We start from the raw sequence: 13852 nt of genomic DNA, 5'->3' as shown, positions 1-13852 counted from the left end.
CGTCGCCCGTGCCGAGAGGTACGGAGGCCCCCCGCCCCCGCCCCCGGGAGTCGCGGGCGGGGGACTCCCGGCGGACGTCCGCAGGCACGCACGGCGTCCACGCCGTGGCCGTCGGTGGGAGCCGTCACCCGTCAGTCGGCCGTCAGGATCGCCACGCCGTGCGCGGTGAGGCGGTCGAGGACCGGGTGGTGGGGGTCGGCGTCGGTGATCAGTCCGCTGATGTCCTCCCAGGGCAGGACGCGGAACCGGGAGGCGGTGCCGATCTTCTCGGACGAGGCGAGGATGTAGGTGTCCGCGGCGCGTGCGGCCAGGGCGCGCTTCATCGCGGCCTCCTCGGCGTCGCCGGTGGTCAGTCCGGCGTCGGGGTGGACGCCGGTGACGCCGAGGAGGCACAGGTCGGCGGAGACGTTCTGGGCGGCCTCGACCGCGGCGGCCCCGCAGGTGACCGCCGAGTGCTTGAAGAGGCGGCCGCCGAGGAGGAAGACCTCGGCCAGGGGGTGGTCGAGCAAGGCGGCCGCGATCGTCGGGCTGTGGGTGATCACGGTGCAGGCGAGGTCGGGCGGGAGAGCGCGGGCGACGGCGAGGGCGGTGGTGCCGCCGTCCAGGATCAGCGCGCTGCCGGGCCGTACGAGCGCGGCGGCGACGGCGGCGACCCGCTGTTTGCCGTCCGGGGTGACGGTCTGGCGGGCGGCGTAGTCCGCGATGGCCGGGGAGACGGGCAGGGCGCCGCCGTAGACGCGCTGGCACAGCCCTTCGGCGGCCAGGTCGCGCAGGTCCCGGCGCACGCTGTCCTCGGAGATCCCGAGGTCGGCGGCGACCTGTTTGGCGACGATCTTGCCTTCTCGGGTGAGCAGGCCCAGCAGGTGGTCACGCCTCTCGGCAGCCAGCATCCGTACTTTCTCCTGTTCTTGCACGTTTCTGCGTGTATCGTAGCGCGCCATGACCGACAAGCCCATGCTCATCCTCATCGCCGGCCCCTACCGCTCCGGAACCGGCGGCGACCCGCAGGCCATGGCCGCCAACCTCGCCCGCCTCGAAGCCGCGGCCTGGCCGGTGTTCGCCGCCGGCCACGTCCCCGTGATCGGGGAGTGGATCGCCCTGCCCGTCCTGCGCTCGGCCGGCGCGGGCCCCACCGACCCCCTCGCCGAACAGGTCCTCTACCCGACCGCCGACCGCCTGCTCGCCCACTGCGACGCCGTCCTGCGGCTCCCCGGTGCCTCCACCGGAGCCGACCAGGACGTCGCCACCGCCCGCCGCCGCGGCCTGCCCGTCTACCACGACACCAACGAGATCCCCCGCCGCACCCCGCAGGAGACCGCGTGAACACCCGACCCGGCATCGACACCCCCGACCACCGCGGCCGCACCGGCCTCGACGAGGCCGGCCGGGGCCTGGACCGCAACCCCGACGTCAAGGTCCGCGAGGTGGAACTCACCTCCCAGGGCTGGCACGTCCTGCGCCGCACCACCTTCGACTACCGGCGCCGCGACGGGCACTGGACCACCCAGCAGCGCGAGACCTACGACCGCGGCAACGGCGCCGTCGTCCTCCCCCACGACACCGACCGCGGCCTCGTGCTGCTCACCCGCCAGTTCCGCTACCCGGCCTACGTCAACGACCACCCGGACGGCATGCTCGTCGAGGCCGCGGCCGGACTGCTCGACGGCGACGACCCGCCCGCCGCCATCCGGCGCGAGGCCGCCGAGGAACTCGGCGTCACCCTCGGCCCGCTCACCCACGTCCTCGACGCCTACATGAGCCCCGGCTCCGTCACCGAACGCCTGCACTTCTACGCCGCCCCCTACACCGCGGCCGACCGCACCGGAACCGGCGGCGGGCTCGAAGCGGACGGCGAGGACATCCAGGTGCTCGAACTGCCCTTCACCGACGCCCTCGCCATGACCCGCGACGGACGCATCACGGATGGCAAGACCATCCTGCTCCTGCAATGGGCCGCCCTGGACGGACCCTTCGCCCCCGCACCGGCCCCCTGCTGACGCCGCCACCCCGGACGGGGCGGGGACGGACGGGGCGGGGACGGACGGGGCGGGGACGGACGGGGCGGGGACGGACGGGGCGGGGACTGACGTCGCCGGGACGTCAGAGGTCGCCGCTGTAGGCCGTGGCGGCGCCGGACCCCTCGTACGGGCCGCCGCCGGTGCGGGCGACGCTCTCCCGCGCCACCCGGCCGCCGAGCAGCGCGGCCCGGGCGGCGAAGTCCGGCAGCAGCAGGCGCAGCGCCCGGCGGCCGTACAGCGCGGTCAGCAGTCCCGCCTCCTCGGCCCCCGACGCCGTGGCCCCCGACACCGTGGCACCGGACGACGCCGCCCCGGACGTCGTGGCCCCGGACGACGCCGCCCGGGGCAGGGGGTGCCGCCCGCGCAGCTCGCGCAGCAGCCGGTGCCCGGCCAGGGTGCGGGCCGGCGCGCAGAGCAGCACCAGCGAGAGCGCGGCCACGGGCAGGCCCGCCCACCGGGCCCCCGGCGTGGCGGCGAGCACGGCCGTGACGCTGGTGGCCGCGGCCAGCAGGCACGACATCGCCAGCCGGGCCGGGCCGCAGCGCAGGCCGCGCCGGACCAGGTCGGCGCGGATCTCCTCGCGGGCCCGCCGCACGGGCGGGGTCGTCGCGGCGTCGGCCCAGGACAGGTCCCGGCCGAGCGCTGTCCGCGCGGCCCGGTGCAGGGGTGTCGCCTCCCGCCCGGGGTGGGCGTGCACCACCCGCCGCAGGCGGCCCTGCCGGTCGGTGTCGAGCACCCCCGCGAGGTGCAGTTCGACGACGGCCACCATCAGCGCAGCCTTCGAACCCCCGCGCACGCCTGCGAACCCCGCCGCCGTCAGACCGTCCGTCCGCCCCCGGACCGGCAGCCACCGCAGCAGCCCCGCCCCGACGAGCCCGGCCACCGCGCACACCACACCGATCGATCCCACGACGCCCCCAGAAGCACCGAACATCAGGCGGCCCTCCCCGGCCTCCCTCCCCGGAAGGATGACACGGCCGGGCCGGCGGCACCAGGCGGTCATCCGCTCAACTGCCGTGCTGCCGTAGTGCGGTGAGTGCACGACCGGCTATCTCGTCGGGCGTGCCGACGGCGTCGACCGAGACGAGGAGGTCCCGCGCGGAGTAGTACCGGGCGACGGGCTCCGCCCACGCCTCGTGCGTGCTGAACCGACCGCGGGCCCTGCTCTCCTCGTCGTCCCGACGCCGGTAGAGGTCGGCACCGCAGAGGTTGCAGGCGCCCTCGGCGGCAGGGGTGCCCGCTGCCGGCTCGTGGTAGTGGGTCGACGCGCCGCGGCGGACCCGCCGGTCGGCCACGCTCCGGACGTGGCGCTCCGGCTCCTGCTCGGGAAGGTGCAACCGCACCACACCGTCGAGGGGTGTGCCGAGTTCGCGGAGCAGTTCGTCCAGGGCCACTGCCTGGGCGGCGTTGCGCGGGTGGTGGTCGAGGAGGAAGGCGGCAGGGGCCTCCCGGCGCAGGTGGTCGCGGACGACGGCGGTCATGAGTTCGTCCGGGAGCAGGCCGCCTGACTCCATGGTCTCGGCGGCCCGGCGGCCCAGCTCGGTGCCCTCGCGGAGGTGACGGCGGAGGAGATCGCCGAAGTTGATGCGTGGCACTGCCAGGGCCCGGGCGAGCGACTGGCCCGGCGTGTCCCACAACCAGGCCGGCGGCTCCACGTTGACGATGCGCATCGGCACACCCACCCATCTCTCCCCCGGGTTCGCGCCCACCCTATGGCCGCTGGTCGGCCCCCAACCGGGCGGAGCGTCGGAACCGCGGCTCGTCCGACCACAGGTGGATCGTCGGTACGACCGGCGGTCGGGGCCTGGTGTGCCGCACGAGGGCCAGCGCCTCCTCGACGCGGCCGAGGTCGACGAGGTGACCGGCCAGGTCATGCCGGTTCTCGGCGGCGTGCGGTGCGAGGGCGGCGACGGCCTCCTCGACGCGTCCGGCGCCTGCGAGCAGCTCGGCGATGTCCCGTGCCGCGTACGGGGTGTCGCCCTCGGGGTGGGCACGGGCCCGCGCGACCGCTTCGTCGACGCCGTCACGGGCGGCGAGCAGCGGCAGCCGTATCCGGTACAGGTCCCACTCCTCCTCGCCCCCGCGGGCGGTGGCGAGGGCGTCGAGGTGCGCCAGGCCGTCCTCGGGGCGGCCGAGCCGGAGGCACAGGTCGGACAGGGCGTGCAGGGAACAGTCGTCGCCGGGGTGGGCGTCGGCCCGGGTGCGCAGCACGGCGATCGCCTCGCCGCCCCGGCCGTGCCGGGCCAGGAAACACGCGAGGTCGAAAGCCGGGCCCGGGTGCCGGGCCGCGGGCCCGTCGGCCCGGCCGTACACCGCGATCGCGCCCGCCACGTCGCCGCGTTCCTCCAGCAGTTCCGCCAACCGCCGGGCGGCACGGTCGTGTCCGTCGACTGCCGCGTGGGCGCGCAGTTCCTCGAGCCGGCCGTGCCGGGCCAGCAGGTCGGCGAGCCGGCCGTCCTCGTGGAGCGGGCTCTCCCGGCGGCGGAGGAGGGCGATCGCCTCGTCGGTCCGGCCCTGCCGCTCGCGGATCGTCGCGAGCAGGCCGAGCGCGGTGTCGGGGTGGAAGCCGCGGCAGCACCACGGGAAGTCGGAGCAGCGGTGGCCGGCCCGGAGCCGGGCGGCGAGCAGCACTGCCGCCTCCTCGTCCCGGCCCGCGGCGCCGGCGACGTCGACCAGCGCGGTGGCGAGCTCCGGGTCGTCGACGTGGGGCACCAGCAGGGCGAACGCCTCCGGGGCGCGGCCGTTCCTGGCGAGCAGGCGCGTGTAGGTCTCCAGGGCCGTCGGGTGCCCGGTCGCCATCCGGGCGCGGGTCAGCTCGATCGCCTCCTCGGCGCGGCCCCAGCCCTCCAGCAGCTCGGCCGCGGCCACGGTGGCCGTCCACCAGCCGGTCGCCAGGTACGGCGCCAGCACGTCCAGTGCCTCGGCCTGCCGGCCCCGCTCGCCCGACAGTCGCGCCCACTCCCGGGCGCAGAACCACTCCCCGCGCCCGGCCTGCTGCTCCACCACGGCGGCGTGGCCGCGTTCGAGCAGCCGCGCGACCAGCTCCGGCGGGATGCAGTCGGACCGTGTCCGGGCCTGGTGGTCGAGATCGGCAGCGTCCATGGCAGGAGACCGTAGCGCCGACCGCCGACACCCCGCCGACACCTCGTCGCCGCCCCGCTCCGGCAGCCGGACCGGATACCGGACCGGTCCGGCGCCGGGGCGGCTGGCGTGGCGGGATCAGGCGGTCGTCCGGGCGTCGAGGGCCTCGGGTTCCGGGGTGCGGCGGCGGCCCTGCGGCCCGACGCTCGCGGTCTGCACGTCGTCGAGGGCCGGGGTGGCGAAGGGCGAGTCCAGGTGCTGAACCGGCACCAGGCGCTCGCCGTACGGCTGGTCGACTGCGGCGTCACGGTGGGAGAACGGCTGGGTCAGCGGGAGTCGGGCCGGACGGCTGGACTGATCATCACTCATGGCCCGCAGTCTGCCATCCCGCGCAGGCCGACCGTTCCCGACGGCACCCGTGCCGTGCCGGTGCCGCGCCGTACCGTGCCGCAAGACCGTCCCCCGAAGGTGGTTCGGGGCCGATCCGGCCGCACGGGCGGAGACGGCCGGGGGCTCGCGGAGTAGGGGGGTGGTCCGCGAGCCCCGGCCGTGGGGGAGGCCAGCCGCGCCGACGGAAGGCGCGGCTGCTCTGCTCGGCGGCCCGACTGCGGTGGGGTCGCCGTGTCCGGAATGCTAGACCCCGGCCCGTGTGCCGTACAGGGCTTTGACCTGGGATTTTCCGGCCGCGAACATGCCATCCGGAAGATGTTGCTCCGCGCGCTGCCCTCCCCGAGCCGGCACCTGTGCGGTGTCCGGCGAACACCCGCCGCCCGGTGCGCACCGGGCGGCGGTGACCGGGTGGACGAACGACGCGGCGACCGCAAGCCGCCGGCCTCACGCCGCAGACAGGCCGGCCGGGCGGGCGGCAGGTCGGAAGGCCAGCAGCTCGGCAGGCCAGGATCAGGTACCGGAGCCGGAGCCGCGGACCGAACCGGGCTGCGTGACCGGGATGCGTTGCACGAAGAACAGCCCGACGAGCCCGGTGAGGGCGAGGATCGCCAGGGCCACCTTGAGGCCGTCGATCCGGGCGCGCGCGTTGGCGTCGAGCGCCGCCTGGGCCACCTCCGTACTCGTCCCGGCCTGGTCGAGGGCGGCCCGGAGCTGGTCGTCCGACATGAACGGGACGCCGCCGGAGAGCCGTACCGTGGCCTGGTTCTTGACCTCGTCGGGGATCGCCGGGTTCCGGTCCACGCTGTTCAGGAAGGACGTGGTGAGCACCGCGATCATGATCGACCCGGCGAGCGCCGTACCGATCGACGCGCCGAGGTTGGTGACGGTGTTCTGGACGCCCCCGACGTCGGCGCTCTGATCGTCCGGAACCGCCGACACGGTGACCGCGCCGAGCTGGGACGCGAGGGCGCCCATGCCCAGGCCGACCAGCAGCAGCGGAACGGTGGTGACCTCCGCACCCGTATCGGTGTCCAGGGCCGCCATCAGGACCACGGCACCGGCGATCATCGCCAGCAGACCGAGCCGGACCACGAGCCGCGGGGACACCTCCGGGAGGAAACGCGGGATCCCGACCGCCGCCGCGAGCAGGGTGAGCGACAGCGGCATGATCCGCACGCCCGTCTCCAGCGCGGAGAGGCCGAGCGCGACCGACAGGTAGAGCGGTACGACGAAGAACACGCCCATCTGGATGAGGTACTGGAAGAAGAACATCGTCAGACCGCCCGAGAGCTGCCGGTTGCGCAGCATCGTCAGGTCGACGAGCGGCTCCCGTTCCCGCCGCATCAGGTACTCCTCCCAGCGGAAGAACAACCACACCACCAGCACGCCCGCGAGCATCAGCCAGACGCACGGCGAGAGTCCGAACCAGGACGGTGCCCCCGGCTTCGGGACGAACCAGCCCCATTCGTCCGTACGGAGCACCCCGAAGACGAACACGCCCAGCCCGAGCGCCGACAGGACCGCGCCGACCACGTCCACCCGGGGGCGCCGGGCCGGCGACGCGTCGGCCACCCGCCGTGCGAGCACGAGGATGCCGAGGATCACCACCACCTCCCCCACGAACACCCAGCGCCAGGAGAAGTACGTCGTCGCGACGCCTCCGATGAGCGGCCCGAGCGCGATCGCGATCGCCCCCGCGGCCGCCACCAGCCCGTAGGCGGCCGGGCGTTGGCGCTCGGCGAAGTTCCCGGCGACCAGTGCCACGATCGCCGGGAGGATCAACGCGGCGCCGACCCCCTCCAGGAACGACCAGCCCAGCAGGAGCACCGGCAGGTTCGGCGCGACCGCCGTGGTCAGCGACCCGCAGCCGTAGACCACGCAGCCGATCATGAACGCGCGCCTGCGGCCGATGATCGCCCCGACCTTGCCTCCCGGGATCATGAGCACGGCCATCACCAGCGTGTACGCGGTGATCGCACCCTGGATCCCGGTCACCGAGGTGCCCACGTCCTGCGCCACCGTCGCGATCGACACGTTCATCACGGAACTGTCGAGCGCCATCACGAACTGCCCCGCGGCCAGCGTCACCAGGACCAGTCCCGCGGCACCGCCCAACCCGGACGGGCGTTCCGACGCGTTGGCTCTCTCCACCATGGACGCATCTTCCCGCCGAGGACGTGCGGCTCCGACGTGCCTCGCCGAACCGAACGGGTTCGCCGGACCGGTTCGCCGAACGGGAATCGCCGGACGGGAATCGCCGGACCGGTTCGCCGGACGTCTCCGCACCGCCCTGGTGTTCGCCAGTGACGGCGGTGGCCGCCCGTTCGCGACCGGGGACAGCGGACAGGTCGGGAAGTCCACCACGGCGTCCCGGTCGGTCCGACGACTTCGACGTCGCCGCGGCCACCGTGCGGGAGTTCTCGAAGGACTCGGCCGACGGATCAACCGGCGGCCTGTCCGGTGGAAGCGGAAAGGCCTGCCGTCCCACCGCAAGGCCTGCCGCTCCACCGAGGACCGTGGCCGGTCCGCCGAAAATCCGTGGCCGGGCCGCCGCCGCACATGACACGATCGGCCGCATGCTCAAATCCCTTGCACGGAACGGCGGCCACCGCCCCGTCCGGTGAAGTGGCTGGACGAGGCCGTGGCCACCGGAGCCGCCACGACGCCTGCCGACCCTTCCCGTAGCGCGATCTTCGACGCCGTGCGCGCCGACCGTTCCGGGCCCGTCGCCGCCCGGCTCCTGCACCTCGTGCGCTCCGACGATCCCGTCGTGCACGGTGAGGTCCTGGATCTCCTCGACGGCCTCGCGTCCGGTGCCCCCTGGCCCGAGGCCGCGAACGCCGCGCTGGAACGGCTCACGGACCCCGACGAGGAGGTGCGGCGCCGGGCCGCGAGGCTCGTGGTGCACGCGGGGGGCCACGACCTCGCGCTCACCGCCCTCGGCGAACTCACCGACCCGGTCGTGCGCACCGTCCTCACCGACGGGCTCGGCGCCCGCCGGCCCAGCTGTACAACCTCACGTTCCGGTGGCCGGGACGTACGCAGGCCGTGTGCGCCCCGCTGTGGCTGCGGCACGCGGGCCCGTCCGCACTGCCGCGACTGCTCGCCCTCGTCACGCCGCACGTGGGCGAGTACACGGTCGGCGAGCACTACCTCGGGTGCCTGGCGGCGATGGGGCGCCATGCACGGCCCGCCCTGCCGGCCGTGACGGCGCTGATCGACCGCCGTGACCGGATCCCCGTCAACGACTCCACCCGGGACGCCGAGACGGAACTCGACGAACGCCTGCTGGCCGCTGCTCTCGACACCCGTCGCGCGATCGTGGCGGACGTCACGGCGCACCACCACCCACCGCGTCCCGGGCCCGGCGTGTGAACGTCCCGCCGTGGAGGGGTCCCGGGGGTCGAGGACGATCAGCGATCACGCGACACTGCGGAACCGCTCACCTGGTGGGCTCGCGGTTGTAGCGCTTCCTGGCCCACAGGTAGCCGCCCAGAGCGATCAGGGTGCACCAACCGATGGTCAGGGTCGCGCTGTTGCCGATCGGAGTGCCCATCAGCAGCCCACGCAGGGTTTCGATGAACGGGGTGAACGGCTGGTACTCGGCGAACCACTTCAGCCCTCCTGACATCGAGTCGGTGGGGACGAACCCGCTGCCCATCATGGGCAGGATCATCAGCGGCGTCAGCATGTTGCTCGCGGTGGCGACGCTCTTCGCGACCATGGCAAGTGCGACCGACAGCCAGGTGAGCGCGAGGACGATCATTGCGAGCACGCCGATCGCGCCGAGCCATGCACCGGGGTCCGCGGTCGGCTCGAATCCCACCAGCAGCGCGACCCCGATGACGGCGGCGATACTCAGCAGGGTCTGGATCAGGCTGCCCAGCACATGACCGGTGAGCACCGAGACCCGGGCAATGGCCATGGTGCGGAACCGGGCGACGATGCCCTCGGTCATGTCGATGGCCACCGAGATCGCCGTGCCCTGGGCCGAGGTCGCCACAGTCATCAGGATGACGCCGGGGACGACGTAGTTCACGTAGGCGTCCCGCCCGCCCGACGGCCCGCCGAGGCCGGTTCCCAGGATGCCGCCGAGAACGTAGACGAACAGCAGCAGGAAGACCACCGGAACCCCGGCGGCCGTCAGGATGAGCGTGGGATAGCGCAGCATGTGCCGCAACTGGCGGCGCAACATGGTCACCGAGTCGGCAAGGGCGTGGGAAACGGCGCTGGAAGCGGCGCTCATCGGGCGGGCTCCTGTTCCGTGACCGGGTTGCCCGTCAGGGCGAGAAAGACGTCATCCAGATCGGGGGTGTGGACCTGAAGTTCGTCGACGGTCAGCGAGGCGCGGTCGAGCCGGTCCAGCAGTGCCCGCAACGACCGGACATCGCCCTGGCCGGGGATCTGCAGGGTGCACGTCTCGTCGTTGCGGGACAGCACGTCCAGCGTCCGGGCCGCGTGATCGTAGCTGCGCGGGTCGGCGAAGCGCAGGGTGATGTGGCCGCCGCCGACCTGCCGCTTGAGCTCCTCCGGCGAGCCTTCCGCGACCAGCCTTCCCCGGTGCAGGACTGCGATCCGGTCGGCGAGTCGGTCGGCTTCCTCCAGGTACTGGGTGGTGAGGAAGATCGTGACGCCCTCGTCGGTCACCAGCCTGCGGATGATCTCCCACATGGTCCGCCTGCTACGCGGGTCCAGTCCGGTGGTCGGCTCGTCGAGGAAGATCACGCGGGGCCGGCCGACCAGCGTCATCGCGAGGTCCAGGCGGCGGCGCATCCCGCCGGAATACGTCGCCGCAGGCTTGCGGGCCGCGTCCACCAGATCGAACCGGGCCAGTAAGTCCTCGGCACGTTGCCGCCGTTCCCGGCGGGGCAGGCGGTTCAGGCCGGCCATCAACAGCAGGTTCTCCCGGCCAGTGAGGAAGCTGTCCACCGCCGAGAACTGGCCGGTGACGCCGATGGCGGCACGGACCGCGTCCGGTTCCCGGACCACGTCCCGGCCGGCGACCCGCATGTCACCGGCGTCGGCGCGGATGAGCGTGGACAGGATCTGCACCACCGTGGTCTTGCCGGCGCCGTTCGGGCCGAGCAACGCGAAGACGGATCCCGCGGGGACGTCGAGGTCGATGCCGTCGAGCACCACGTGGTCGCCGTACGCCTTGCGTATCGCCGTCGCCGAGACTGCGCGTTGACCGGGATCGGTGGTCATGGGTTTCCCTTCCGCTGGTCGGACAGGCGCCACACGAGCGCCTTCACAATTCAGCGAAAGTTACGTTGCATTCATCTATTCGTCAATCATGTTCGGGTGACTCAACCCTCATACCTGCAGGTCGGATTCGTGAAATCGTTGCATGGCTTATGCCGGCTAATGCAACAGGGAGGCATTGCATTAGGCTGACCGCGACGCCGACAGGTGGAGGACACCCGATGCCCGGTGACAGACTCACCCTCCAGGACCGACAGCAGATCGCCGCAGGACTGCGCGAGGAACTGACCTACGCCGCCATCGGCCGCCGCATCGGGCGGCCGACCTCCACCGTCACCCGCGAAGTGATGCGCAACGGCGGGCCGCGCGGGTACCACGCCGAGGTGGCCCACCGAGCCGGCACGGGACACGCGCGTCAGCGCAAGACCACTCCGCCGACACCGCCACCAGGCGGTGCCCACCTCGGCGGGCGCGACCCACGGCTCATGGACGAAGTGGGCACGCAGAGCATGGAACTGATGATTCAGGCGGGGCTCCCACAGATGATGGCCAGGGTGCTCGCCGCGCTCTTCACCACCGACAGCGGGAGCCTCACCTCAGCGGAACTCGTGCGACGCCTGCACGTCAGCCCCGCTTCCATCTCCAAGGCCATCGGTTACCTGGAGAGCCAGGCACTCGTCCAGCGCGAGCGCGACCCTCACAGCCGCGCCGAACGCTACTCCATCGACGACGACGTGGCGTTCCACTCCATCATGGCCAGCGCGCACGCCCAGACCCGGATCGCCGAAGCCTGCAGGACCGGGGCCCGAAAACTGGGGCCCACCACCCCTGCCGGCGCTCGCCTGGAGAACACCGGCCAGTTCCTCCTGCACGTGATCGACGACCTGGTTCGCTCGGTCCAGCACTGGCACCAGGTCTACTCCGCCCACCCTCGGAAGACGTCCGCGACCGACGACTGAACAGATCACGTCGACCTCGGGCCTCGCCGCGTCACGCCCGTCGTGATGTCCGCATCCACTCGACCGCCCTTCCCTTCGACGTCGTCGACGCCATTCCCGTCCGGGAACACGACATCGGCATCGGCCCGCACGCACCCTGCCTGGCCCCACCGAGCCCTGCGAGTGACGACCACGGCGCCTGAACGGCCACTGACCCGTGCTGTGCTCAGCGTCGTCTTGTCGGCGAGAACCACTGCGACCCCGTCTTCGCGAGTTCTGGCACCGCCCTGCACGTCGTCGGGCTTCGCAAGCGCTGTCTAGAGTGTGGGAGCTATGCGACTGGTCGAGATGGAGATAGCCCGGCAGGACTGGAAGGGCATGCTGTGCGGGTGCGGCGACTCGGCAGAGCACCTGGCCCGGGATCTGCTGCAGCTCGCGGGCAGGGGCCCCCTGCAGAGACCCTGCCATGTCAGCCTCGAAGAGCACGTCTGGTCTCCGACAGTCCTGTGGGAGCCGGCTCCTGCCGTGACGTCCGTTGCGCTGGCGGCCTTGGCGGACGACGTTGCACCAACGGCTCGCGCGTGGTTCCTCGACCTCCTCCAGTGCATGGTGGCGGGCGAGGGCACGGCCTGGGAGTCCGCTCGACGGGGACTCGACCTACCGGAGCTGTGCCGAGACCTTGCCGTGCAGGGTCTCTGGCTGCTCTACGGGGAGGTGATGTCCGGTCGGTCGCCGCGGGCCGGCACCGCCTTCGAGATCCTCACGGTGGTAGAGCCCGACCGGGCTCGCCTGCACCGCGTTCGGGAGACCGCGGCCGCATGGTTGCCCGTGTGCTGCAGGACCGGCATGTGCGATGACGATCTGCCGGCCGTCGACCGCTGACTTCGCCGGAACCACGGTCGAGTTGCCCGGGAGTACGTGGCGCTGACGACCGCCGGCACCGTCGTGACACCCGGGGGCGCCGACGCTTCGGCGTGGGCCGCGGCGATCGACGTGATCCGCGGGCCCGCGCCGGCCTATGAAGGGCGTTTCCTGCACCGGGACTTCCAGCCCGGAAACGTGCTGTTCGAGGTGCCCCCCACCCACCTACCCGGGCGGGCGGCCGGGCGGGCATCCGGCGCGAAGGGTAGGCCGTGCGCCGCCCGGGCGCCTCCCGCGCCGTGATGGCACGGCCGGTTCCACGCATTCCACCGTCCCGGTGCCGCCCCGGCGGGTGCCGGACCGTCCCGGGGGGCGGAAGGGTCGGCGGCCGGCGGGCACGTCGCCCCAGGCCAGGGCGGGGTGACCGGGACGGATGCCGCCGCCGGGGCCGGTGGTTCGGGTGTTCACCGGGCAGGTCACCCACGCCCCACTGACACCACCAGTTCACCACCGGGACCCATCGTGCACGGAAAGTTCGGACAGATATGACCGATACGCAACCGGTCGGCGGCGGACGCGATTGACCGTGTACGCGACCGCCGAGAAGCTGGTCGGGCACGACGCAACCGGCATTCGGTGCGGAGTGCGTCTCCTGATTCGGTATTCGATCCGCATGTGATTCGACCAAGGAGGATCAGTGATTTCGAAAACGAAGAAGATCGTGAGTACCGTGACCGCCGCGTTCGCCGCGGCGGCCGCGTTCACCGTGGCCGTCCCGTCCGGTAACGCCTTCGCCATCGACCACATCGAGTGCAGGGGCGGGGAGAACTTCCTGAAGATCTGGTCGCACAACGGCGGCAGCCAGAGCGTGGACTGCTACGCGAACGCCGGCCGGACCTCCTTCGGCGACTGGTGGGTCGACCGGATCTCCACCGGGAACAACGACCTGATCTACTACGACGCCAACGGCGACTCGGTCAAGATCCCGCGCTGGACCGACATCTCGTTCCCCAACCGTCCGCCGCTGGTCCGGTCCATCGAAATCCTGTGACGGCCGGCTGACAACCGGCCCGTGCGGGTGTGCCGGGCCTCCGGATCGCCGCTCGACGGAGCCCGCCGTACCCGTCCACGGCGAGGCCGGTTCCCGTGACGCGAACCGGCCCCGCCCGCCCCTGCCCCCGCCTGCCGGCCACGCTCTTGAGGGCGCGGCCGGCGGGTGGGGCGGGTTGCACTGCGGTGCCGCTGTCGGGGGAAGGGTCGATGTCGGTTCCGGGCCGCTGACCTGCTAGTGTTCTTCCTGTCGCGAGGGAGAACGATTCCTCGCCAGGCGTCAGCGGTGCTACCAGAGCACGTCCTACTTTC

At 72.8% G+C, this 13852-nt stretch carries 14 protein-coding genes and 1 pseudogene; 7 read left to right on the top strand and 8 right to left on the bottom strand.

Annotated features, from left to right (window positions below; genetic code table 11):
• Positions 1 to 131: 131 nt before the first annotated feature.
• Positions 132 to 890: a DeoR/GlpR family DNA-binding transcription regulator gene (locus tag ACFV04_RS15095; protein ID WP_380347612.1), complete on the bottom strand. Its 759-nt coding sequence runs from the start codon at positions 888 to 890 to the stop codon at positions 132 to 134.
• Between the two features lie 49 nt (positions 891 to 939).
• On the opposite strand from ACFV04_RS15095, the gene ACFV04_RS15090 reads away from it, so the two are divergent.
• Positions 940 to 1323 (top strand): DUF4406 domain-containing protein, encoded by a 384-nt coding sequence (locus ACFV04_RS15090; RefSeq protein ID WP_380347611.1) that lies wholly within the window; start codon positions 940 to 942, stop codon positions 1321 to 1323.
• On the top strand, positions 1320 to 1997 hold the full coding sequence (locus ACFV04_RS15085) for an NUDIX domain-containing protein (protein WP_380347610.1): 678 nt from the start codon (positions 1320 to 1322) through the stop codon (positions 1995 to 1997). Before ACFV04_RS15090 ends, ACFV04_RS15085 begins: the two co-directional genes overlap by 4 nt.
• A gap of 103 nt (positions 1998 to 2100) precedes the next feature.
• On the opposite strand, the gene ACFV04_RS15080 is transcribed toward ACFV04_RS15085, so the two are convergent.
• From ACFV04_RS15080 to ACFV04_RS15060, 5 genes are all read right to left on the bottom strand, one after another.
• Positions 2101 to 2928, bottom strand: coding sequence for a hypothetical protein (locus ACFV04_RS15080; RefSeq protein WP_380529331.1), 828 nt, complete (start codon positions 2926 to 2928; stop codon positions 2101 to 2103).
• Between the two features lie 97 nt (positions 2929 to 3025).
• Positions 3026 to 3688 (bottom strand): adenylate kinase family protein, encoded by a 663-nt coding sequence (locus ACFV04_RS15075; protein ID WP_380529329.1) that lies wholly within the window; start codon positions 3686 to 3688, stop codon positions 3026 to 3028.
• Positions 3689 to 3728: 40 nt separating this feature from the next.
• On the bottom strand, positions 3729 to 5120 hold the full coding sequence (locus tag ACFV04_RS15070; protein WP_380529328.1) for a hypothetical protein: 1392 nt from the start codon (positions 5118 to 5120) through the stop codon (positions 3729 to 3731).
• Positions 5121 to 5237: 117 nt separating this feature from the next.
• A complete protein-coding gene (locus tag ACFV04_RS15065; protein ID WP_380347607.1) occupies positions 5238 to 5468 on the bottom strand; it encodes a hypothetical protein in 231 nt (76 codons plus the stop codon).
• A gap of 531 nt (positions 5469 to 5999) precedes the next feature.
• On the bottom strand, positions 6000 to 7643 hold the full coding sequence (locus ACFV04_RS15060; RefSeq protein ID WP_380529326.1) for an MFS transporter: 1644 nt from the start codon (positions 7641 to 7643) through the stop codon (positions 6000 to 6002).
• Between the two features lie 894 nt (positions 7644 to 8537).
• Here ACFV04_RS15060 and ACFV04_RS15055 point away from each other — a divergent pair.
• On the top strand, positions 8538 to 8864 hold the full coding sequence (locus ACFV04_RS15055) for a hypothetical protein (RefSeq protein ID WP_380529324.1): 327 nt from the start codon (positions 8538 to 8540) through the stop codon (positions 8862 to 8864).
• Between the two features lie 67 nt (positions 8865 to 8931).
• Here the strand turns inward: ACFV04_RS15055 and ACFV04_RS15050 are convergent, their stop codons facing one another.
• Together ACFV04_RS15050 and ACFV04_RS15045 are read right to left on the bottom strand one after the other, a co-directional pair.
• Entirely contained in the window at positions 8932 to 9735 is an 804-nt protein-coding gene (locus tag ACFV04_RS15050; protein WP_380529322.1) for an ABC transporter permease, read from the bottom strand.
• Positions 9732 to 10694 (bottom strand): ATP-binding cassette domain-containing protein, encoded by a 963-nt coding sequence (locus ACFV04_RS15045; RefSeq protein WP_380347603.1) that lies wholly within the window; start codon positions 10692 to 10694, stop codon positions 9732 to 9734. The genes ACFV04_RS15050 and ACFV04_RS15045 overlap by 4 nt, the downstream gene beginning before the upstream one ends.
• Before the next feature lie 218 nt (positions 10695 to 10912).
• Between ACFV04_RS15045 and ACFV04_RS15040 the strand changes: the two genes are divergently transcribed.
• The 4 genes and pseudogenes from ACFV04_RS15040 to ACFV04_RS15025 all read left to right on the top strand — a co-directional run bounded on the left by ACFV04_RS15040 (position 10913) and on the right by ACFV04_RS15025 (position 13541).
• On the top strand, positions 10913 to 11650 hold the full coding sequence (locus ACFV04_RS15040) for a helix-turn-helix domain-containing protein (RefSeq protein WP_380347602.1): 738 nt from the start codon (positions 10913 to 10915) through the stop codon (positions 11648 to 11650).
• Between the two features lie 312 nt (positions 11651 to 11962).
• Positions 11963 to 12511: a hypothetical protein gene (locus tag ACFV04_RS15035; protein WP_380529319.1), complete on the top strand. Its 549-nt coding sequence runs from the start codon at positions 11963 to 11965 to the stop codon at positions 12509 to 12511.
• 27 nt (positions 12512 to 12538) lie between these two features.
• Positions 12539 to 12712: pseudogene (locus tag ACFV04_RS15030) on the top strand (aminoglycoside phosphotransferase family protein); the annotation flags it as partial.
• 475 nt (positions 12713 to 13187) lie between these two features.
• Positions 13188 to 13541 carry a beta/gamma crystallin domain-containing protein gene (locus ACFV04_RS15025; protein WP_380347600.1) on the top strand — a complete coding sequence of 118 codons (354 nt, stop codon included), beginning with the start codon at positions 13188 to 13190 and terminating at the stop codon, positions 13539 to 13541.
• The last annotated feature ends 311 nt before the right edge of the window (positions 13542 to 13852 follow it).

The organism is Kitasatospora sp. NPDC059599 (assembly GCF_042735125.1).
GTDB lineage: Bacteria > Actinomycetota > Actinomycetes > Streptomycetales > Streptomycetaceae > Kitasatospora.
This window is presented reverse-complemented; position numbering and strand designations above follow the sequence as displayed.

Coding starts and splice junctions, on each gene's coding strand:
- ACFV04_RS15095 (WP_380347612.1), bottom strand. CDS start 890: ATGCTGGCTGCCGAGAGGCGTGACCACCTGCTGGGCCTGCTCACCCGA.
- ACFV04_RS15090 (WP_380347611.1), top strand. CDS start 940: ATGACCGACAAGCCCATGCTCATCCTCATCGCCGGCCCCTACCGCTCC.
- ACFV04_RS15075 (WP_380529329.1), bottom strand. CDS start 3,688: ATGCGCATCGTCAACGTGGAGCCGCCGGCCTGGTTGTGGGACACGCCG.
- ACFV04_RS15070 (WP_380529328.1), bottom strand. CDS start 5,120: ATGGACGCTGCCGATCTCGACCACCAGGCCCGGACACGGTCCGACTGC.
- ACFV04_RS15065 (WP_380347607.1), bottom strand. CDS start 5,468: ATGAGTGATGATCAGTCCAGCCGTCCGGCCCGACTCCCGCTGACCCAG.
- ACFV04_RS15060 (WP_380529326.1), bottom strand. CDS start 7,643: ATGGTGGAGAGAGCCAACGCGTCGGAACGCCCGTCCGGGTTGGGCGGT.
- ACFV04_RS15050 (WP_380529322.1), bottom strand. CDS start 9,735: ATGAGCGCCGCTTCCAGCGCCGTTTCCCACGCCCTTGCCGACTCGGTG.
- ACFV04_RS15045 (WP_380347603.1), bottom strand. CDS start 10,694: ATGACCACCGATCCCGGTCAACGCGCAGTCTCGGCGACGGCGATACGC.
- ACFV04_RS15040 (WP_380347602.1), top strand. CDS start 10,913: ATGCCCGGTGACAGACTCACCCTCCAGGACCGACAGCAGATCGCCGCA.
- ACFV04_RS15035 (WP_380529319.1), top strand. CDS start 11,963: ATGCGACTGGTCGAGATGGAGATAGCCCGGCAGGACTGGAAGGGCATG.